Annotated in this window: 20 protein-coding genes and 2 other annotated features; all 20 genes read right to left on the minus strand. The window is 41.3% G+C overall.

The genetic code is table 11. From position 1 onward, the window contains the following. Positions 1-5: 5 nt before the first annotated feature. Entirely contained in the window at positions 6-3,629 is a 3,624-nt protein-coding gene (gene rpoC / locus L2716_RS17320; RefSeq protein WP_236338511.1) for a DNA-directed RNA polymerase subunit beta', read from the minus strand. A gap of 35 nt (positions 3,630-3,664) precedes the next feature. Beyond that, entirely contained in the window at positions 3,665-7,207 is a 3,543-nt protein-coding gene (gene rpoB, locus L2716_RS17325) for a DNA-directed RNA polymerase subunit beta (RefSeq protein ID WP_236338513.1), read from the minus strand. A 467-nt stretch (positions 7,208-7,674) separates the two neighbouring features. Beyond that, entirely contained in the window at positions 7,675-8,277 is a 603-nt protein-coding gene (locus tag L2716_RS17330) for a class I SAM-dependent methyltransferase (protein WP_236338523.1), read from the minus strand. Between the two features lie 353 nt (positions 8,278-8,630). Then, positions 8,631-8,993: a 50S ribosomal protein L7/L12 gene (gene rplL / locus L2716_RS17335; RefSeq protein WP_236338525.1), complete on the minus strand. Its 363-nt coding sequence runs from the start codon at positions 8,991-8,993 to the stop codon at positions 8,631-8,633. Between the two features lie 71 nt (positions 8,994-9,064). Then, a complete protein-coding gene (rplJ, locus tag L2716_RS17340; RefSeq protein ID WP_236338526.1) occupies positions 9,065-9,562 on the minus strand; it encodes a 50S ribosomal protein L10 in 498 nt (165 codons plus the stop codon). Positions 9,563-9,597: 35 nt separating this feature from the next. Further along, positions 9,598-9,740: a sequence feature (ribosomal protein L10 leader region), on the minus strand. A gap of 42 nt (positions 9,741-9,782) precedes the next feature. Beyond that, complete coding sequence (gene rplA / locus L2716_RS17345; RefSeq protein ID WP_236338528.1) at positions 9,783-10,481, minus strand: 50S ribosomal protein L1; 699 nt, start codon at positions 10,479-10,481, stop codon at positions 9,783-9,785. A gap of 109 nt (positions 10,482-10,590) precedes the next feature. Next, positions 10,591-11,016: a 50S ribosomal protein L11 gene (rplK, locus tag L2716_RS17350; protein WP_236338538.1), complete on the minus strand. Its 426-nt coding sequence runs from the start codon at positions 11,014-11,016 to the stop codon at positions 10,591-10,593. Between the two features lie 282 nt (positions 11,017-11,298). Next, the gene (nusG, locus tag L2716_RS17355) at positions 11,299-11,835 is read right to left on the minus strand and encodes a transcription termination/antitermination protein NusG (RefSeq protein ID WP_236338565.1); all 537 of its coding nucleotides are present in this window, start codon (positions 11,833-11,835) and stop codon (positions 11,299-11,301) included. A gap of 97 nt (positions 11,836-11,932) precedes the next feature. Next, complete coding sequence (secE, locus tag L2716_RS17360) at positions 11,933-12,130, minus strand: preprotein translocase subunit SecE (protein ID WP_236338567.1); 198 nt, start codon at positions 12,128-12,130, stop codon at positions 11,933-11,935. Between the two features lie 155 nt (positions 12,131-12,285). Continuing rightward, on the minus strand, positions 12,286-12,435 hold the full coding sequence (rpmG, locus tag L2716_RS17365) for a 50S ribosomal protein L33 (RefSeq protein WP_236338584.1): 150 nt from the start codon (positions 12,433-12,435) through the stop codon (positions 12,286-12,288). Positions 12,436-12,904: 469 nt separating this feature from the next. Next, complete coding sequence (gene sigH / locus L2716_RS17370; RefSeq protein WP_236338586.1) at positions 12,905-13,555, minus strand: RNA polymerase sporulation sigma factor SigH; 651 nt, start codon at positions 13,553-13,555, stop codon at positions 12,905-12,907. 74 nt (positions 13,556-13,629) lie between these two features. Further along, the gene (locus L2716_RS17375) at positions 13,630-14,139 is read right to left on the minus strand and encodes an NYN domain-containing protein (RefSeq protein ID WP_236338599.1); all 510 of its coding nucleotides are present in this window, start codon (positions 14,137-14,139) and stop codon (positions 13,630-13,632) included. A 2-nt stretch (positions 14,140-14,141) separates the two neighbouring features. Beyond that, the gene (gene rlmB / locus L2716_RS17380) at positions 14,142-14,888 is read right to left on the minus strand and encodes a 23S rRNA (guanosine(2251)-2'-O)-methyltransferase RlmB (RefSeq protein WP_236338611.1); all 747 of its coding nucleotides are present in this window, start codon (positions 14,886-14,888) and stop codon (positions 14,142-14,144) included. Between the two features lies 1 nt (position 14,889). Next, positions 14,890-15,315: a Mini-ribonuclease 3 gene (locus L2716_RS17385; protein WP_236338620.1), complete on the minus strand. Its 426-nt coding sequence runs from the start codon at positions 15,313-15,315 to the stop codon at positions 14,890-14,892. Beyond that, on the minus strand, positions 15,312-16,715 hold the full coding sequence (gene cysS / locus L2716_RS17390) for a cysteine--tRNA ligase (RefSeq protein WP_236338622.1): 1,404 nt from the start codon (positions 16,713-16,715) through the stop codon (positions 15,312-15,314). The genes L2716_RS17385 and cysS overlap by 4 nt, the downstream gene beginning before the upstream one ends. After that, positions 16,712-17,359 (minus strand): serine O-acetyltransferase, encoded by a 648-nt coding sequence (cysE, locus tag L2716_RS17395; RefSeq protein WP_236338624.1) that lies wholly within the window; start codon positions 17,357-17,359, stop codon positions 16,712-16,714. Before cysE ends, cysS begins: the two co-directional genes overlap by 4 nt. Positions 17,360-17,528: 169 nt before the next feature. Continuing rightward, positions 17,529-17,752: a binding site (T-box leader), on the minus strand. Between the two features lie 48 nt (positions 17,753-17,800). Then, positions 17,801-19,270 carry a glutamate--tRNA ligase gene (gltX, locus tag L2716_RS17400; protein ID WP_236338635.1) on the minus strand — a complete coding sequence of 490 codons (1,470 nt, stop codon included), beginning with the start codon at positions 19,268-19,270 and terminating at the stop codon, positions 17,801-17,803. Between the two features lie 81 nt (positions 19,271-19,351). Beyond that, positions 19,352-19,825, minus strand: a complete 474-nt coding sequence (ispF, locus tag L2716_RS17405) for a 2-C-methyl-D-erythritol 2,4-cyclodiphosphate synthase (RefSeq protein ID WP_236338646.1) — start codon at positions 19,823-19,825, stop codon at positions 19,352-19,354. After that, positions 19,818-20,516, minus strand: coding sequence for a 2-C-methyl-D-erythritol 4-phosphate cytidylyltransferase (gene ispD / locus L2716_RS17410; protein WP_236338656.1), 699 nt, complete (start codon positions 20,514-20,516; stop codon positions 19,818-19,820). The genes ispF and ispD overlap by 8 nt, the downstream gene beginning before the upstream one ends. A 25-nt stretch (positions 20,517-20,541) precedes the next feature. Further along, entirely contained in the window at positions 20,542-21,651 is a 1,110-nt protein-coding gene (locus tag L2716_RS17415; protein WP_236338658.1) for a PIN/TRAM domain-containing protein, read from the minus strand. Positions 21,652-21,749 lie beyond the last annotated feature (98 nt).

Here is a 21,749-nt window from a genome sequence, read left to right on the forward strand (position 1 = left end):
TCATTTTAATCTTGTGTAACGAGTTCTTCTGTAACAACTGCTTCCTCGTTGGATTCTGCTTCTGACTCATCACCGTGTGCAACGATATTTCGATAACGTGACATACCGGTTCCTGCAGGTACAAGCTTACCGATAATAACGTTCTCTTTCAAGCCGAGTAACTCGTCACGCTTCCCTTTAATTGCTGCATCCGTAAGGACACGCGTTGTTTCTTGGAAGGAAGCAGCAGATAAGAATGACTCAGTTTCAAGTGATGCTTTCGTAATACCGAGTAAGATTGGACGTCCTGTTGCCGGTTGACCAGCTTTAAGGAGTACGCCTGTATTCACGTCTGTGAAGTTGTTGATATCAACAAGTGATCCAGGTAGTACATTCGTGTCTCCAGCTTCGATCACTCGGATCTTACGCATCATTTGACGAACCATTACTTCGACGTGCTTATCTCCGATTTCTACCCCTTGCATTCGGTATACTTTCTGCACTTCACGTAACAAGTAGTTTTGTACCGCGTCGACACCAGATACTTTCATCAGTTCTTTCGGATCGATTGAACCTTCTGTAAGCTCTTGGCCGGCAACGATTTGATCGTCAACTTTTACTTTAATACGTGCGCCATAAGGAATCGTATAGTTTCGCGCTTCTGCTTCACCTTGAACAGTGATTTCGCGCTTTTCTTTCACTTCGTTAATGCCTGTAACCGTACCGTCAATTTCAGAAATAACAGCCTGACCTTTCGGGTTACGTGCTTCAAACAATTCTTGGATACGCGGTAGACCTTGTGTAATATCATCTCCGGCAACTCCACCAGTATGGAATGTACGCATCGTAAGCTGTGTACCCGGCTCACCAATTGACTGAGCAGCGATGATTCCAACAGCTTCTCCAACTTCCACTTCTGTACCAGTAGCAAGGTTACGTCCATAACATAATTTACATACACCGTGACGTGTATTACATGTAAACGCTGAACGGATTACAACCTCTTCAATGCCTAAGTCAATAATTTCTTTTGCGATATCCTCTGTAATCAATTCGTTTCGCTTGATGACGACATCTCCATTTTCAGGATGTTGGATTGTCTTAAATGCAACACGTCCAATGAGGCGTTCTTCAAGCGGTTCAATGATTTCATTACCTTCTTTAATCGATTTAACTGTAAGACCTCGGTCAGTTCCGCAATCGCGTTCACGGACGATTACATCTTGTGCAACGTCTACGAGACGACGAGTCAAGTAACCTGAGTCAGCAGTCTTAAGTGCAGTATCGGCAAGACCTTTACGCGCACCATGCGTCGAAATAAAGTATTCAAGAACCGTTAGTCCTTCACGGAAACTTGATTTGATCGGAAGTTCGATGATTCGACCAGCCGGGTTAGCCATTAGTCCACGCATTCCAGCAAGCTGAGTGAAGTTTGATGCGTTACCACGGGCACCTGAATCACTCATCATGTAAATCGGGTTATGCACGTCTAAGGATCCCATCAGTTTTTCTTGAATAACATCTTTCGCATTACTCCAAATTGCGATGATGCGATCATAACGTTCTTCTTCAGTAATTAAACCACGGCGGAATTGTTGCATAACCTTCGTTACTTTAACTTCCGCTTCTTCAATGATTTCTTTCTTCTCAGCTAGTACGACGATATCAGAGACACCAACAGTGATACCAGCTTTTGTTGCATATTTAAATCCTAGGTCCTTCATACGGTCAAGCATCTTAGAAGTTTCAGTGATCTTAAATCGCTTGAATACTTCCGCAATGATATTCCCTAAAATTCCTTTTTTGAATGGTGTAATCGGCTCGCGTTTCTTGAGTTCCTCTTTTAAATCAACAGTTGGGTCGATGAAATATTTCTCAGGAGTCGCAACTTCTAAGTTATATTGAGTCGGCTCGTTAATATAAGGGAATGACGGAGGTAAGATTTCATTGAAAATCAATTTACCAACCGTTGTTACCAATAATTTGCGATTTTGCTCCTCAGTAAATGATCCTTTACCGAGTGCTTTTGCCGGTATTGCAATTCGCGTATGCAAATGTACATATCCGTTATGGTATGCAGTGATTGCTTCGTTCGAATCGTTAACAATCATTCCTTCACCGATTGCGTTTTCACGCTCAAGTGTCAGGTAATAGTTACCTAGTACCATATCTTGTGATGGTGTAACAACTGGCTTACCATCCTTCGGGTTTAGAATGTTCTGTGCTGCTAACATAAGCAGGCGTGCTTCAGCTTGTGCTTCAGCAGATAGTGGTACGTGGACCGCCATTTGGTCACCGTCAAAGTCAGCGTTATACGCAGTACATACGAGTGGGTGAAGACGAATAGCGCGTCCTTCTACCAATGTAGGTTCAAATGCTTGAATACCTAGTCGGTGAAGAGTAGGAGCTCGGTTTAATAGGACTGGATGTTCTCGAATGACTTCTTCAAGTACGTCCCAAACCTCTGGTTGAACACGTTCAACTTTGCGTTTAGCACTCTTAATGTTATGCGCTAAACCTTTACTCACTAGCTCCTTCATGACGAATGGTTTAAACAACTCAAGCGCCATTTCTTTCGGTAAACCACATTGGTACATTTTCAAGTTTGGACCTACAACGATAACAGAACGTCCTGAATAGTCGACACGTTTACCGAGTAAGTTTTGACGGAAACGTCCTTGTTTACCTTTCAACATGTGAGAAAGGGACTTCAATGGGCGATTTCCTGGTCCAGTAACTGGTCGTCCACGACGGCCATTGTCAATCAAAGCATCTACTGCTTCTTGTAGCATACGCTTTTCGTTCTGAACGATAATATTCGGTGCACCAAGGTCTAATAAACGCTTAAGGCGATTATTACGGTTGATTACACGACGATACAAGTCGTTCAAGTCGGAAGTAGCGAAACGCCCTCCATCCAATTGAACCATCGGACGTAACTCTGGTGGTATAACCGGAAGTACTTCAAGGATCATCCAAGAAGTAAGGTTTCCAGAATGGCGAAATGCTTCTAAGACTTCAAGACGCTTGATTGCTCGTGTACGTCTTTGTCCTTGAGCAGTCTTTAGCTCTTCTTTAAGCGCTGCAACTTCTTTATCAAGGTCGATATCTTGTAAAAGCTTCTTAATGGATTCTGCACCCATAGATGCACTGAATCCTTGCCCGTATTTTTCACGATAGGAACGGAATTCCTTCTCGGATAATAATTGTTTTCTCTCAAGCGGAGTCTCACCAGGATCTGTCACGACCCAAGAAGCAAAATAAATGACTTCTTCTAGTGCTCTCGGTGACATATCCAGTACAAGACCCATTCTGCTTGGGATTCCCTTGAAGTACCAGATGTGAGAAACAGGAGCAGCAAGCTCGATGTGACCCATGCGTTCACGTCGAACTTTCGCTCTCGTTACTTCAACACCACAGCGGTCACAAACAACGCCCTTATAACGGACGCGTTTGTATTTACCACAGTGACATTCCCAGTCTTTTTGGGGACCAAATATTCTTTCGCAGAAAAGCCCGTCTTTCTCTGGCTTTAACGTACGATAATTAATTGTTTCGGGTTTCTTGACTTCACCACGTGACCAAGAACGGATCTTATCTGGTGAAGCAAGACCTATTTTCATATACTCAAAATTATTTACATCGATCAAGGGGTCTACCTCCCTTATGATATGCTGCTATACCCTTATTCACCGACGGATTGGGTCTCTACGTTCAAGTTCAGTTTGTCGTTCGTGTTTTCCTCGTCTTCATCAATCTCACGCATTTCGATTTCTTCTTCGTCTTTTGTGAGCATCTTGACATCCATTCCGAGACTTTGAAGCTCTTTAATCAAGACTTTGAATGACTCCGGAACACCTGGTTCTGGAACGTTTTCGCCTTTAACAATCGCTTCGTAAGTTTTCACACGGCCAACAACATCGTCAGATTTGACAGTGAGAATTTCTTGGAGTGTATAAGCTGCACCATAGGCTTCAAGTGCCCAAACCTCCATCTCACCGAAACGTTGTCCTCCGAATTGCGCTTTACCACCGAGTGGTTGTTGCGTTACAAGTGAGTAAGGTCCGGTAGAACGAGCGTGAAGCTTATCGTCTACCATGTGAGCAAGCTTGATCATATACATAACACCGACAGAGATTCGGTTATCAAACGGTTCACCTGTACGACCATCGTATAGAACAGTTTTTCCATCTCGTGATAGGCCTGCTTCGTCTAATGTTGCCCAAACATCTTCTTCACGTGCACCATCAAATACTGGTGTAGCCATATGAAGGTTCAGTTCTCTAGCTGCCATTCCAAGGTGTAGCTCTAACACCTGTCCGATATTCATACGTGATGGTACCCCTAGAGGGTTCAACATGATATCGATTGGTGTGCCATCAGGTAGGTAAGGCATGTCTTCCTCAGGAAGAATCCTAGAAATTACACCTTTGTTACCGTGACGACCGGCCATTTTATCGCCTTCATGAATCTTACGCTTCTGAACGATATAAGCGCGTACTAATTGGTTAACACCAGGAGGTAATTCATCTCCATCTTCACGGTTAAACACTTTCACGTCATGGACGATTCCATCTCCACCGTGAGGCACTCGTAATGATGTATCTCTTACTTCACGTGCCTTTTCACCGAAGATCGCATGAAGTAGACGTTCTTCTGCAGTCAATTCTGTTACACCTTTTGGCGTAACTTTACCGACAAGGATATCTCCGTCTTTTACTTCAGCACCTACTCGAATAATTCCACGTTCGTCAAGATTTTTAAGTGCATCTTCACCAACATTCGGAATATCACGAGTGATTTCTTCTGGTCCAAGCTTAGTATCTCGGGCTTCTGATTCATACTCTTCAATGTGAATTGAAGTGTAAACATCATCTTTCACGAGACGCTCACTCATGATTACTGCATCCTCGTAGTTATAACCATCCCAGGTCATAAATCCTACAACGACGTTTCTACCAAGTGCTAGCTCGCCTTTTTCCATTGAAGGTCCGTCTGCAAGGATTTCACCTTTTGTTACACGATCACCTTCACTAACGATAGGGCGTTGGTTATAACACGTTCCTTGGTTGGAACGAATAAATTTCATCATATTGTATCGGTCAAGATCGCCTTTCACTTCTTTACCGTCAACCATTTCTATACGACGGACATATACGCGAGCAGCAGATACTTTCTCGACAATACCTTCATACTTATTAATTACGGCAGCTCCTGAGTCTTTAGCAGATACGTGCTCCATACCTGTTCCAATTACTGGAGACTCCGGTACCATCAATGGTACTGCCTGACGTTGCATGTTCGCTCCCATCAATGCTCGGTTAGAGTCATCGTTTTCAAGGAAAGGAATACATGCTGTTGCAGCAGATACAACTTGCTTTGGTGAAACGTCCATGTAATCGATTTTGTCACGCTTGGCAATCGTGTTTTGATCACGATAACGCGCGATGACTTCATCATCTATGAATGAACCATCATCAGCAAGCTTTGCGTTTGCTTGTGCAACGACATAGTTGTCTTGCTCATCTGCGGTCAAGTAATCAATTTGCTCCGTTACTTTACCTGTTTCAGGATCCACACGTCGATATGGTGTCTCAATGAACCCATATTCGTTCACTTTCGCGTAACTTGAAAGTGAGTTAATCAGTCCAATGTTTGGACCTTCCGGTGTTTCAATCGGACACATACGACCATAGTGAGAATAATGGACGTCACGTACTTCGAAACCAGCACGTTCACGCGTTAAACCACCTGGTCCTAGTGCAGATAAACGTCTTTTATGAGTTAGCTCTGCCAACGGATTCGTCTGATCCATAAATTGAGAGAGCTGCGAACTTCCGAAGAACTCTTTAATGGAAGCAATAACCGGTCGAATATTGATGAGAGCCTGTGGCGTAATCGAATTCGTATCTTGAATTGACATACGTTCACGTACTACACGCTCCATACGAGATAATCCGATACGGAATTGGTTTTGTAATAGTTCTCCAACTGAACGAAGACGACGGTTCCCTAAATGATCAATGTCATCTGTGAGACCGACTCCGTGTAGAAGGTTAAAGAAATAGTTAATGGAAGCGATGATATCGGCCGGTGTGATATTCTTCACTTTACGGTCGATCTGTCCATTTCCAATAACATTGATTACCTGATCTGTTTCACCTTCAACTGGAGAATATATTTTAATAGACTGAAGACGAATTGTTTCATCTTCAATAACCCCACCAGCTGGCGTTACTTCTTTATAAGCATCTTGATTTTCAAGCATTGGTAAAATACGCTCTAATAATCGACGATCAAGTACCGTTCCTTCTTCTGCGATAATTTCACCCGTTTCAGGGTCAGCAATCGTTTCAGCTAAACGCTGATTGAAAAGACGGTTCTTAATATGAAGCTTTTTGTTAATCTTATAGCGCCCAACATTTGCTAAATCATAGCGCTTCGGATCAAAGAAGCGAGAATCTAATAGACTTTTAGCGTTATCAACTGTAGGGGGTTCTCCTGGACGTAAACGCTCATAAATTTCAAGAAGCGCTTTTTCAGTACCTTCAGTGTTATCTTTTTCAAGAGAATTGCGAAGATACTCATCTTCACCTAGCAAATCGATGATTTCTTGATCAGAACCGAATCCTAATGCACGCAACAAGACCGTTACTGGTATCTTACGAGTACGGTCGATTCGAACATGCACGACATCTTTCGCATCCGTTTCAAGTTCTAACCATGCTCCTCGGTTTGGTATAACCGTAGCTGTGAAACCTCTCTTGCCGTTTTTGTCCAATTTTTTGTTATAATATACGCTCGGTGATCGGACGAGCTGCGAAACAATTACGCGTTCTGCTCCATTGATCACGAATGTACCTGTGTCTGTCATAAGAGGGAAATCCCCCATGAAGACCTCTTGTTCTTTCACTTCGCCCGTTTCTTTGTTAATCAGACGAACTTTAACGCGAAGCGGCGCCGCATATGTGACGTCTCTTTCTTTGGACTCCTCGAAGGAATACTTAGGCTCTCCTAAACTATAATCGATAAATTCAAGCACCAAGTTACCCGTGAAATCCTCAATCGGAGAAATGTCGTGAAACATCTCTCTCAAACCCTCATCAAGAAACCATTGATAGGAGGAAGTTTGGATTTCAATGAGATTTGGAAGTTCCAAAACTTCATTAATTCTTGCATAGCTTCTCCGTTGGCGGTGGCGTCCAAACTGAATGAGTTGACCTGTCAACTGATTCACCCCTCAAATCCAGCATAGTATCGTCATGCAACTAGTTATTTAGAAATAACTAGAATAAAAACATAGCATACACCATTGCTTGTGGTGCATACTTATATCTTACATCTCCAATCATACGATTGATCCTAGTTGTTTAAATTCTACTAGAACCTCGATATGTATTAGAGAAAAAGAAAAACTTGGCTAATGCCAAGCTAAAAAAGCGGCAATAGCCTAAACTCCTAAAGGCTGATCCTAAAGGCTCTTGCACTAAATCTTTGAAAGTAGTTCATTTACAACTTTCATAAGGTGCAAAAAGAAAAAAGGGTCATTCAACCTCATTTTTCCCAAATAAACAAATGATTATACTATTTTTCCCTCATTGTTTAATTTTTATCCGCTTTTAACGTAAAAATCAAACAAATGAAAATACACGTATCTTTGGCATTTTATAATAATACCATAGACCCAAATTTGAGTCAACTTTTTTTCGAACGGATGATAAAGTAACCTTTTTTGCGCTCCACCACATCAACTTCATCAAAAATAGATTCCAGTTTCTCTATTGCCGAAGGAGCACCTTGTTTCTTTTGAATGACGATCCAAAGCTCTCCGCCCGGTAATAAGTGTGTATGGGCTTGTTCGAAAATAGCGTGTACAACATCCTTCCCCGCACGAATGGGTGGGTTTGTAAGAATAGCATGATAATTCGACTTCGTAACATTTTCAAATAAGTTACTCTGAAAAATATCTACATTAGCAATTTGGTTTCTACGTGCATTGTCTTTTGAAAGTTGTATGGCTCGTTCATTCACATCTACCATCGTAATTTCAGCTTTCGGATAACTAGCAGCAAGGGCTAACCCAATCGGACCATACCCACAGCCCATATCCAAAATATTCACATCAACGTCCGTAGCTTCAAACGATTCGATTAATAATCTACTACCAAAGTCGACTTCATTTTTAGAAAAAACGCCTGAGTCAGAGTAAAAACGAAACGTTTTCCCTTTTAACTCGAAAGCCCAGTCTTTCCGGTTGCTTTCTACTGATGGTTTATTTGAGTAATAATGACTTCCCATATCGCCATCTCCTCGGATCACATTCATTATAGGAATATACATCATTCTTTATTGCACTTCTGCAAGTCGAATATACATCCGCTGATGAATAAGTGCAACAAATTAAAAGCCAAATCGCCTTTTTCAGGTGCGTCAAGCGCTGGAGATTCCACAAAACAACACGACTTTGGTGTTATAAGGAATCGAAGCGACCTCGAGCATCTAGGCGATGGAGCTAGAAATCTCTTCCGCACGCATCTAACTTCAAACTTTTTTAGTTATGCAAGAAAAAAAGCCCGCGTTTCACGCGAGCTTCTTTTGTTAGTTCATAATATCGGGGTTCAAAAGATCTAACTCTTTTGAAACAGCCTCTATTACTTAAGTTCGATTGACGCTCCAACTTCTTCAAGCTTAGATTTCATTTCTTCAGCTTCGTCTTTAGATACGCCTTCTTTAATTGGCTTAGGAGCTCCGTCTACTAATTCCTTAGCATCTTTAAGTCCAAGTCCAGTGATTTCACGTACTACCTTGATGACTTTGATCTTAGAAGATCCAGCACTTTCAAGGATTACGTCAAATTCAGATTTCTCTTCAGCAGCACCTTCACCAGCGCCTCCGCCTACAGCTACAGGAGCTGCAGCAGTTACTCCAAATTCTTCTTCGATTGCTTTTACTAGATCGTTAAGTTCTAGTACTGACATTTCTTTGATTGCTTCAATGATTTGTTCGTTACTCATTGTGTAAAGCCTCCCTATTATTGTTTTAATTTTATTATATAAACGATTCGTTCAATCTGAAATTCAGATTCTTAAGCACCTTGCTCTTCTTTTTGATCAGCAACAGCCTTCGTAGCCAATGCGAAGTTGCGCATTGGTGCTTGAAGCACGCTAAGCAACATAGAAAGAAGTCCATCGCGTGATGGTAGTTCTGCAAGTGCTTTGATGTTTTCAACAGATGTGATTTGACCTTCAACCACACCAGCTTTGATGACAAGTGCTTCATGTTCCTTAGAGAAATTGTTCAAAATCTTCGCCGGAGCTACAACTTCATCTTCACTGAAAGCGATCGCTGTAGGACCAACTAGAGTTTCGTTCAATTCGCTAAGTCCAGCTTCTTCAGCTGCACGACGAGTCATCGTGTTCTTGTATACCTTGAAAGTGACTCCTGCTTCACGAAGTTGCTTACGCAATTCAGTTACTTCAGAAACGTCAAGACCGCGGTAATCAACAAGAATTGTTGTTTTGCTGTTCTTCAACTGATCAGCAATGGTAGAAACAATTTGCTTCTTTTGTTCAAGTACGCTCATTCTTACACCTCCTGTTATTTCATACCGTAGTGATTTTCATCATGTAAAAAGCCTTCATGTCTGTAGACATGAAGGCGTAGTGTTAAAATCATAGCAATGTATGAAATCCCAACACACCTCGGCAGGTTATTAAGCGATTTCTCGCACCTACTGTCTACGGTATGACCTATTCAATTTCCGATAGCAATTATACCTCGGGAATCCTTAGAATGTCAACAGCTTATTTTACGTTGAAGCTGTTTGGTGTAACTTTGATTCCAGGTCCCATTGTAGAAGCGATTGCGATGTTCTTGATATAAGTCCCTTTAGCTGCAGCTGGCTTAACTTTAATCAACGTGTCGATGATTGTAGTTAAGTTCTCAACAAGCTTTTCTTGATCGAAAGAAACTTTCCCGATTGGGCAGTGAACATTGCTTTGCTTGTCTACACGGTATTCTACTTTACCTGCTTTAATTTCTTGAACAGCTTTTTCTACTTCGAAAGTAACTGTTCCAGTTTTAGGGTTTGGCATCAAGCCTTTAGGTCCAAGAACACGACCAAGCTTACCAACTTCACCCATCATGTCAGGTGTTGCAACGATTACGTCAAAGTCGAACCAACCTTGGTTGATTTTGTTGATGTAATCAGAATCTCCAACGAAGTCTGCTCCAGCAGCTTCCGCTTCTTTAGCTTTTTCGCCTTTAGCGAAAACGAGAACACGTTGTGTTTTACCAGTTCCATTAGGAAGTACAACTGCTCCACGTACTTGTTGGTCTGCTTTCTTAGGGTCAACCCCTAGACGTACTGCCACTTCAACTGTTTCATCAAAACTAGCTGGAGCCGCATTCTTTACAAGCTCGATTGCTTGAGTTGCATCATATTGAACGGAACGATCAACAAGCTTAGCAGCTTCTTGATACTTCTTTCCTTTATTAGCCAATTTAATTTCCTCCTTAAGTGTGGTTTTTACGGAATATCCTCCCACTTTTGCGCTAATACAGCGCCATAAGAAAGGTTGCGAAGCTCGCAACCTTATGTGCTATGCATGATTAGTCTTCGATTACAATACCCATGCTACGTGCAGTTCCTTCTACCATTCTCATAGCAGAATCGACGCTTGCAGCATTTAGGTCAGGCATTTTCGTCTCAGCGATTTCTTTTACCTTATCACGCTTAACCGTCGCAACTTTATTGCGGTTCGGTTCTCCAGAACCTGACTCGATTCCTGCTGCTTTCTTCAACAATACAGCAGCTGGTGGAGTTTTTGTAATGAATGTAAATGAACGGTCTTCAAATACCGTAATTTCAACCGGAATAATCATACCAGCTTGATCTGATGTACGAGCGTTAAACTCTTTACAGAATCCCATGATATTAACACCTGCTTGACCTAGTGCTGGTCCAACTGGTGGTGCTGGGTTAGCTTTCCCTGCTGGGATTTGCAACTTAACTACCTTAATTACCTTTTTAGCCACGTGACACACCTCCTTAGTCCGTGATGTGGTCTATTGGGCTCTTTGGCCCTCCCACTCATAAAAACGAGCTTTCAATAGTGAAAGCTCCCCGTTTTGTTTATCGGGTTATTTCAAACATTAAAATTCTATCATTTCCAGCGGCATTTTACAAGGTTTCTTTAAAATTTAACTGAAACGCATGAAAAAACAACGGGGGAATAGGAACAAATACATGAAGTTCAACCAATCATGTCACACCCTGTGACACCGTCGAACTCATTCATGATCTGTGACCCCGTCGCATTAAATGAGCTTATCTACCTGTGTAAAGCCTACTTCAACAGGCGTCTCTCTACCAAACATATTGACATGTACTTTAAGCTTCTGCTTATCAACATCAATATCTTCGACAGAACCAACGAAGTTAGCAAATGGACCTTCTTTGATCTTAACGCTCTCTTTGATCTCGAAGTCAACATCCGCTTTCGGCTTTTCAAGTCCCATACTGTTTAGAATGCGATCTACTTCCTCTGGCAAGAGTGCTGTCGGCTTAGAGCCTGAACCTGTTGAACCAACAAACCCAGTTACTCCAGGTGTATTCCGGACAACATACCAAGAATCGTCAGTCATGACCATTTCGGTTAAGACGTATCCAGGGAATACTTTCTTCATAGCTGTTTTCTTCTTGCCATTCTTAATTTCTGTTTCTTCTTCTTGCGGGACGAGCACGCGGAAGATCTTGTCCTCCATACCCATTGACTCTACGCGCTTTTCTAGATTCGCTTTTACTTTGTTTTCGTATCCAGAATACGTGTGTACTACATACCATCTTTTTTCCATAACTTGTGAGGACATGGTCGTCCTTTCCCTCCCAAACGGATTTACTTTACCATTGTAGCCATTTGTATTTCAGCTTAATCAGCAAGAAAATTTTATTTTAGTTTTCTAGGAATGTTTCAATTATCCAACTTATTCCTAGATCAATTACTGTAAAGAATAAAACTACGAACAACACAGTTGATATAACAGTGATTGTATATTTTGTCAGTTCCTTACGGTTCGGCCAAGAAACACGCTTTAGCTCCTTAACAACATTTGAGAAAAATCTACCTGTCTTTTGTACAATTCCAGCCATCATTCTACCCCCAGAATAAATTGGTTATGATAAAAACTCATTAAAACATTCCGCTTTGCCTCGTGTAAAAAATGAATAACAAGTTCAGATCGAAATCTTCATTGATTGCTGAATACAGGCAATACGGTTCTATTTATCTTCAAAATTGATCGGATTTACTTTGTTTCGCGGTGCACAGTTGACGCTTGGCAGTGTTTGCAAAACTTCTTCATTTCAATACGACCTTGGTCACTTTGTTTGTTCTTGGTTGTCGTATAGTTTCGCTGCTTGCATTGTTCACAAGCAAGAGTAATTTTTGTGCGCATCTGTGATCCTCTCCAGAAAATACCGTTAGACCCGAATCAAGTCCGAGTTTTATCCATACTATGTCCATTTTATGCTATTCACTTTATCACAGGGGTATAGTCCTGTCAACGCGTCCCAGATCGTATAAGGCCTGATGTATCAGGTCTTTATCCTGTGTTGATTTCTTCGAAACTCACTCGCTTTCCGCGGGCGAACCGCGAGCCTCCTCGCTCACCGATGAGATCCGATAGCCAATGTTCGCTGAGGAGTCTCTCTTGGCTCGCTATTCCCGCAGGACAAGGAAAGCTTCGGCAGCGTTACATCGCACGAAGAAAATGCGAATTTCATTTTCGAGGAGTCTCGCAGTTTTCGTTTGAAATCAACAATAAAGATCATTCAGAACTTTACCCCAAGAAAAAAACAGGGATTACTCCCTGTCGAAGTATTCTTACTTTTTTGATTACACTTACACAACCTAAATTCGACGACTTAAAGTCCAACTTCCCTAAGCTCAAGATACCTTTCCAGCTTACGTTTGACCCTTTGCAGGGCATTGTCGATTGATTTAACATGACGGTCCAAATCTACTGATATCTCTTGATAAGACCGTCCATCCAAGTAAAGCATCAATACCTTACGTTCCAAATCACTCAAAAGCTCTCCCATTTTCAACTCAATATCATCAAACTCTTCCTGATTGATAATAAGCTCTTCTGGATCTGTTACTCTTGAACCACAAATGACATCTAAAAGCGTGCGGTCTGATTCTTCATCGTAAATTGGCTTGTCCAATGATACATATGAATTAAGTGGAATATGCTTTTGTCTAGTTGCCGTTTTAATGGCGGTAATCATCTGGCGGGTGATACAGAGTTCAGCGAAAGCTTTGAAAGAGGAAAGCTTGTCCTCTTTAAAATCACGGATAGCCTTATAAAGACCAATCATACCTTCTTGGATAATGTCTTCGCGATCAGCACCGATTAAAAAATATGACCGTGCTTTAGCGCGGACGAAATTCTTATACTTGTTGATTAAGTATTCAAGAGCGGCGCTTTGTCCTTCGTGAACCTGCTCCACAATCGACTCATCTTCAAGCTCTCCAAATTCCGGGTGTACAATCTCTTTGAGTTCTGTGCTCACGAGAATCCCTCCGACCATGGCGACCTGTATATATAGAAATATTATACAGTACGGATTCGACAAGCGTCAACCGGTCAACGGTCTCCTCTCCGCCATTTTTCAAAAATTTCAGCAACTTCTTCAGAGAGTAATAAGCTCGACGAACGTCGCTCATTCTGCATATCATCTACTTTTTGGCTTATCCTTTTTTCGATCTGATTTACCTCTATAGCAAGCTCTCGAGCCGATTTCCTTAAAGCGCCAAGTCCGAAAGTAACCCACTGTTCTAGAAAGTCTGAAGTGGCCACATGAACCTTCGTCCGAATATTTTTTAATTCTTTTGCTAATTTTTCAATTCGTTCATCTGCCGATTCATTTTCTTTCGTAAAGATGACCTCAATCCGGTAATTCTTGAATTTCGTTTCTGTACCCGGTACATAGTGAGCATCAAAAACGATGATCACTCTCATACCGGTATACGCTTGATATTCAGCCATTTTATCGACTAATAAATCCCGAGCAGCCGCAAGATCTTTGTCTCTTAAAATCCTCAGGTCCGGCCAGTCCCCGATCATGTTGTAACCGTCTACTAAGAGGATTTCCATTTTCATTCACCAACTGTCATTCGCTGACGATAGACCTCATACATAAGTAACCCTGCAGCTACAGAAGCATTTAAGGAAGTGACATTCCCTTTCATCGGTAATGAAACCAGAAAGTCACACTTTTCTTTCACTAACCTTCCGATTCCTTTACCTTCACTTCCAATCACTAAGCCTATCGGCATGTCATACCGCGCTTGTGTATAATCCTGATCTCCCTTAGCATCTGTCGCGACAAACCATACGCCTTGAGATTTTAAATCTTCAATAGTTCGAGCGATATTTGTTACACGAACGACAGGGATATATTCAATCGCACCTGTAGATGATTTTGCAACAGCTGTAGTCAATCCTACCGCTCTACGCTTAGGAATGATGACTCCATGTGCACCTGTTGCATCAGCAGTCCGTAGGATGGAACCAAGGTTATGTGGATCTTCAATCTCGTCTAATACGAGAAAGAACGGGTCCTCGTTTCGTTCTGCTGCTAACTTGAAAATGTCATCCATTTCGGCATACTCATAGGCCGCAACGTAAGCTAATACACCTTGATGGTTTGTACCTTCAGCTAGTGTATCTAATTTCTTTTTAGGAACATGTTGGACTTGAATCCGCTCCTGTTTAGCCTTGCTGATGACTTGTCCGATCGAGCCTTTCTGCGCACCTTCGGCTACCATGATCTTATTAATATCTCTCCCAGATCGAATGGCTTCAAGAACTGGATTCCTTCCAATTACAATATCGTTATTCAACTCATTTCCCTCCTTCAATTTGTTCTATAATCTCGATGGATTTCTCAATAAGTACGTCTAACCGATCATGCTGTTTGGATAGATAAAGGAATCCTAATAATGCTTCAAAGGCTGTCCCATATCGATACGTTTGGATGTCAGTATTCTTTGGTACTGTGCCCATCTTGCTGTTTCTTCCACGTCTCACTACACCCTGTTCTTCTTCAGAAAGCTCCTGAGACTCAAGCAACGAATGGATCGCATTTGCTTGAGCCTTAGCAGAAACATAGCGAGTCGCCTGTTTGTGGAGCTGATGAGGTTTCACTTCGCCTCTTCCTAATAAATAAGAACGGATATAGACTTCGTATACTGCATCGCCGATATATGCGAGCGCTGTTGATTTCAATAGCTTTGGGTTGCTTACATTTTGTATATACGGATCATTCATGATTTCCTTTTCCACCTAACCCCTTGAGGTGTATCTTCTAGGATAATGCCTTGATCAGCAAGGTCATCTCGAATACCGTCGGCTAGTTGAAAGTCCTTATCTTTTCGAGCCTGGTTTCGCTTTTCAATTAAAGATTCTATTTCTTCATCCAACAATTCTTTAACCTTTCGAAGTTCAAGACCAAGCACACTACCTATTTCCTCAAATAAGGATACAAATCGTTCCAAAACTTCAACCGTTGTATTCTCTTCTTGGAGATAAACATTCGCTTCCTTAGACAGATCAAATAACGTAGCGATTGCATTTGAAGTATTGAAGTCGTCGTCCATCTCTTCAATGAATTTTTCTTTGTAGCCTTCAACTTTCTTTAACCACATTCCATTATTTAAACCGAGGTCTGCACTATGTGCGATACGATGTTCAAGATTCTCAACCGTTGTTCGAATACGCTCAAGACTAGTGATCGCACTTTCCAACAGTTCATCTGTAAAGTTAATAGGATGCCTATAATGCACATTCAGCATAAAGAATCGGAATGCCTGTGGGTCGTATTTCTGAATCAAATCGTGAAGTAAAATGAAGTTCCCTAATGACTTAGACATCTTCTCGTTGTTAATGTTGATATACCCATTGTGCATCCAATAGTTCGCCATCTCTTTCTCATTAAGCGCTTCTGATTGGGCAATTTCATTCTCATGATGAGGGAATGATAAATCCTGTCCACCTGCATGAATGTCGATCGTGTCACCTAGGTATTTCTTTACCATAGCAGAGCACTCGATATGCCAACCTGGTCTACCTTTCCCCCAAGGACTTTCCCAATAGATTTCTCCTTCTTTCGCTGCTTTCCAAAGTACAAAATCTAACGGGTCAGCCTTTTTTTCACCTACTTGAATTCTTGATCCAAGTCTTAATTCGTCAATGGATTGATGAGATAGCTTGCCGTAATCTTTAAATTTCTTCGTGCGGAAGTATACATCCCCTTCCGCCTCGTATGCATAACCTTTATCGATCAGCTTTTCAATAAATGCAATGATGTCACTCATTGTTTCTGTAACTGTTGGATGAAGGTTTGCTTTCTGAACATTTACCGCGGAAGTATCAGCGTGATAGGCTTCGATGAACCGCTTCGAAAGCGTCGGAACCTCTTCTCCCAGTTCATTTGCAGCCTTAATAATTTTATCGTCTACATCTGTAAAGTTAGAAACGAAATGGACATCGTAACCTCGGTATTCAAGGTAACGTCGTACAGTATCAAAGACAATTGGTGGTCGCGCATTACCGATATGAATATAGTTATATACGGTAGGTCCACATACATACATCTTTACTTTTCCTTCTTCTATCGTGTTAAACGGTTCTTTCTGCCGAGTAACCGTATTATAAATTTGAATACTCAATTGTGCCCACTCCTTTTCAAACTGTCGATTTCTGATTTCAAGCGCTCTAGCTCATTTTCCATATGTTTGAATTTATCTGAAACAGGGTCGGGTAAGTTTTGGTGATCAAGATTCCCCTTCACTTTAACCCCATCCTGAATGACGACTTTACCAGGAATACCAACTACTGTGGAATTCTGTGGTACATCTTGCAAAACAACTGAACCTGCTCCGACTTTTGAATTTCGTCCTATCGTAATCGAACCTAATACTTTGGCTCCGGTTGCTACTAAGGCATAATCCTCAAGAGTAGGGTGACGTTTCCCTTTCTCCTTACCTGTACCTCCTAAGGTTACCCCTTGGAATAAGGTCACATTATCTCCAATTTCGCACGTTTCACCAATCACTACTCCCATGCCATGATCAATGAAACAACGTCGTCCCACCTTTGCACCAGGGTGAATTTCAATACCGGTTAGAAAACGGCTAATTTGAGAAATGACACGAGCTAAGAAGAATAGCTTCTTCCGCCAGAATAAATGCGCAAACCGATGTGCCCATATCGCGTGTAGACCTGAATAAGTTAAAATGACTTCAAAATAGCTTCGTGCAGCTGGATCTTGGTCAAACACAACATCAATATCTTCTTTCAAAGTTTTAAACATAAACGTCACGCCTCCTCTCAATTCCTTTAAATTAAATACTCAAATTACCTCTAATAATGCTACTGGGTACTCGCTCACCCTTTACGCTACAATTCATATCGTAAAAAATTAGCGGGCGGGATATTAGAGAGCGAATATAGAAAACACAAAAAGCGCCCCTGTGAATACTCACAGAGACGCTATTGGCGCGGTCCCACTCTGTTTAGAAGAAATAAAAAACTCTCTTCTCTCTCAGCTTCCGTTAACGGTGGAAGACCCGCTCTTATCTACTCACTTTCAATAAGAGTCTCAGAGGTGCAATTCAGGATCCGATCTTTAAACCACTCTCAGCCTAGGTGGTTCTCTCTGAACAAAGATCAATTCTTCCCTACTTATCCTCTTCAACGATTTAACGTACATGTTTTCTTTACTATATTATATTTTACTCAAAATGTGTATGATTTACTTTCCGAATTGCTCAACTGCTTCACTAAGTCTAGAAAGAACAACATCTTTACCTAGTAGAGATAATGAATCAGGGAGCTCAGGTCCGTGACTTTGCCCTGTAGCGGCAACTCGAATTGGCATAAACAATTTCTTGCCTTTATGACCTGTCTCTTTCTGAGTTGCTTTTATCGCTGCCTTGATTTCTGCTGGCTCAAAAGTTTCCATCGCACGTATTTGATCCATCAGTCCATTCAAGACCTCTGGCACTTGCTCTTCACTTAAAATTTCCCCAGCCGCTTCGTCGTATGCAACTGACTTGTTAAAGAATAGATCAGTCAGTGGAACGATTTCAGCACCGTGTGACAGTTGCTCCTGATATAAGGATACAAGCTTCTTCACCCATTCATCGTCTTCCTTAGAACGATCTTCAAAAACACGTCCTGCTTTTTCCAAGTGAGGCACTGTCAGCTCAAGCACACGCTCAAAATCTGCCTCTTTAATATATTGGTTGTTCATCCATTCTAATTTCTTTGTATCAAATACAGCAGGCGCTTTCGATAGACGATCCGCGTCAAAGATTTCAATAAACTGTTCTTTAGAGAACAATTCTTCTTCCCCTTTTGGAGACCAACCGAGTAAGCCAATAAAGTTAAAGAGTGCCTCAGGCAAGTAACCAAGCGCTTCATATTGTTCGATGAATTGGATTGTATCTTCATCTCTCTTACTAAGTTTTTTACGATTTTCATTGACGATCAAAGTCATATGTCCAAACTTTGGCGCATCCCACCCGAATGCTTCGTAAATCATTAGCTGCTTAGGTGTGTTGGAAATGTGATCGTCCCCACGTAATACGTGACTGATTTTCATAAGATAGTCATCGATGACAACTGCAAAATTATAAGTAGGAATGCCATCCTTCTTTACGATCACCCAGTCGCCGATACCGTCTGATTCAAACGATACACGATCCTTAACGATATCCATGAAAGAATATTCTTTTCCTTTTGGCACAGCAAAACGAATACTAGGCTTTCGACCTTCACTTGCCAATCTTTCTTGTTCTTCTTCTGTTAAGTGACGGCACTTTCCAGAATACCTAGGCATTTCACTTCGTGCTTGTTGTGCTTCTCTCTCCTGCTCAAGCTCCTCTTCCGTGCAATAACACTTATACGCAAGCCCGCGATTGAGCAGTTCTTGATAATATTCATTGTATATTTCAAGACGTTCCATTTGTCGGTAAGGTCCATAGTCCCCTCCAACATCAACGCTTTCGTCCCAATCAATTCCTAGCCACTTTAAATAGTTCAGCTGGCTGTATTCTCCACCTTCAACATTTCTCTTTTGGTCTGTATCTTCAATTCGAATGACGAACGTACCATTTTGACTACGAGCAAATAGGTAATTAAATAGTGCTGCTCGTGCATTACCGATATGTAAATGACCCGTTGGACTTGGGGCATAGCGTACTCTTACTTGATCTGACATGAGTTCATCTCACCTTTCACGTTTTCTTTGTTGTTTATTTTACCATAGTGGAAATAATTAAACCGAGCCTAATGGCAAGGTTTATTTTTCCATTAATACAACTGCTTGAGCGGCGATTCCTTCTCCACGACCTGTGAATCCAAGTTTTTCTGTGGTTGTTGCTTTTACATTCACTTGTTCCAAATCTGCGTCTAACAATTCTGCGATGACTTTTCGCATCTCATGAATGTGTGGGGCCATCTTAGGCTGCTGAGCGATAATTGTGGCATCAACATTTCCTAATGAAAATCCTTTTTCGCTCGCTATCTCAAAAGACTTTTGCAACAGAATTTTGGAATCAATATCCTTAAAGTCCGCACTTGTGTCGGGAAAGTGCTTTCCAAGATCCCCTTCTCCGATTGCACCTAATATAGCATCCGTTATGACATGTAGAAGTACATCTGCATCTGAATGTCCGAGAAGACCTTTCTCATAAGGGATGGTCACGCCCCCTATAATAAGCGGTCTACCTTCCACGAGTTGATGTACATCAACGCCTTGTCCGATTCTAAACATTGTTATGGTGCTCCTTCCTCTCACGTAGGATTGCTTTTGCGAACAATAGATCCTCTTTAGTTGTCAGTTTAATATTTAAATAATCCCCTTCAACGATCGTTACTTCACTCCCAGCATGCTCAATAAGGCTTGCATCATCGGTTCCGAGGTACCCTTGTTCAGCAGCTTTTAAATGGGCGGACAAAATGAGAGACAGATGAAAAGCTTGTGGGGTTTGAACCGCCCACAAGCTGTTTCGGTCTACGGTCTTAACAACCTTCTTTTGTTCAATGTGTTTCACTGTATCCTTAATAGGTACACCAAGAACAGCCGCACCGCTATCATGTGCTGCAATGACTAGTTTGTGTATCGAATCAATAGAAACAAAGGGTCTTGCGCCGTCATGGATCAGAACACGTGATGATTGATCTACAACTTTCAACCCTTCATAGACACTATGTTGTCGCTCCTCGCCTCCAGGTACGACCTTTAGTACTTTTTCTATTTGATAGTCATTCACTGCTTCTTTAAGATCAGAAAGTTCGTTCTTGTTTCCAACAAGGATGATACCACTACACCATTCATCCATTTCAAACACGCGTAATGTGTGTATGATTAATGGTGCGCCTTCCAACATCAGAAACTGTTTATTCTTACCTGCATTCATACGCTTCCCTTGACCAGCTGCAGGTATAATTACAACGTAATCCACTCGACTCATCTACTTTCTAGAAGAATTACAATGCCTTCTCTAACAGCTTAGGCTTTGCAAAAATCATTCGACCAGCAGATGTTTGCAATACACTTGTGACAATGACTTCAATGGTTTTGCCAATGTAATCACGTCCACCTTCAACGACGATCATCGTGCCGTCATCCAAGTATCCGACGCCTTGGTTTTGTTCCTTCCCGTCTTTAATGACTTGAACATTTAACTCTTCACCAGGTAAAACGACTGGCTTTACCGCGTTTGCTAGATCATTAATGTTCAATACGGGTACGCCTTGGAACTCACAAACTTTATTTAAGTTATAATCATTTGTGACGACAATACCAGATACAAGCTTCCCTAGTTTTACAAGCTTACTATCGACTTCATGAACGTCTTCGAAATCACCCTCGTAAATTTCAACCTTTACAGAGAGATCCTTTTGAATACGATTGAGGATATCTAGTCCTCGACGACCTCGATTTCTCTTCAATACGTCAGAAGAATCTGCAATATGTTGAAGCTCTTCTAATACAAATTGTGGGATGACAATCGGACCTTCAAGAAATCCTGTTTGGCAAACATCTGCAATTCTACCGTCAATTATGACACTCGTATCAAGTATTTTCAATATAGCGCTACTTTCTTCAGCAGTCTCAGCTTCTGCTTCTTTCTTCTTATTTGCAAAGCGCGCAGAACTGAATACATTCATGAGCTCTTCACGTTTATTAAATCCAAAACGGAAACCGATATACCCGAGTAAGGCTGTGCCGAAAAAGCCTATTACATTAAATACAACACTCAGTTCCATACTGTTTAAGGCGAACATGGCTAAATACGCGGCAACTAAACCGAATATAAGACCAAAAGAGCCAAATAAAACATCCGCAACAGGGGCTCTGTTCAACGATTCTTCTATCCACTGAATGAACCCGACAATATAATCGGCTAACCAAAATGTACTTACGAAGAATAATAGCGCACCTATTACTGTTCCGATATATGGTGAGGTTATGAATCCAGGTAAATCTCCTAAGTTAATTAATTCATTTAATATAAGAATAAGTTCAGGTACATATAAATAACCTAAAGTTCCACCAACAATTATGAAAAATAACTGAACAATTCGCTTTAACACAATTGTTCACCTCCTTCTCTTCATTATAGACATTTCATCTCATTTGAAACCTATTTATCTGTAATTTTACATAATATAACATGTAAAACACAATTAAT

It is taken from the genome of Pseudalkalibacillus berkeleyi, from assembly GCF_021608225.1.
GTDB lineage: Bacteria > Bacillota > Bacilli > Bacillales > Fictibacillaceae > Pseudalkalibacillus > Pseudalkalibacillus berkeleyi.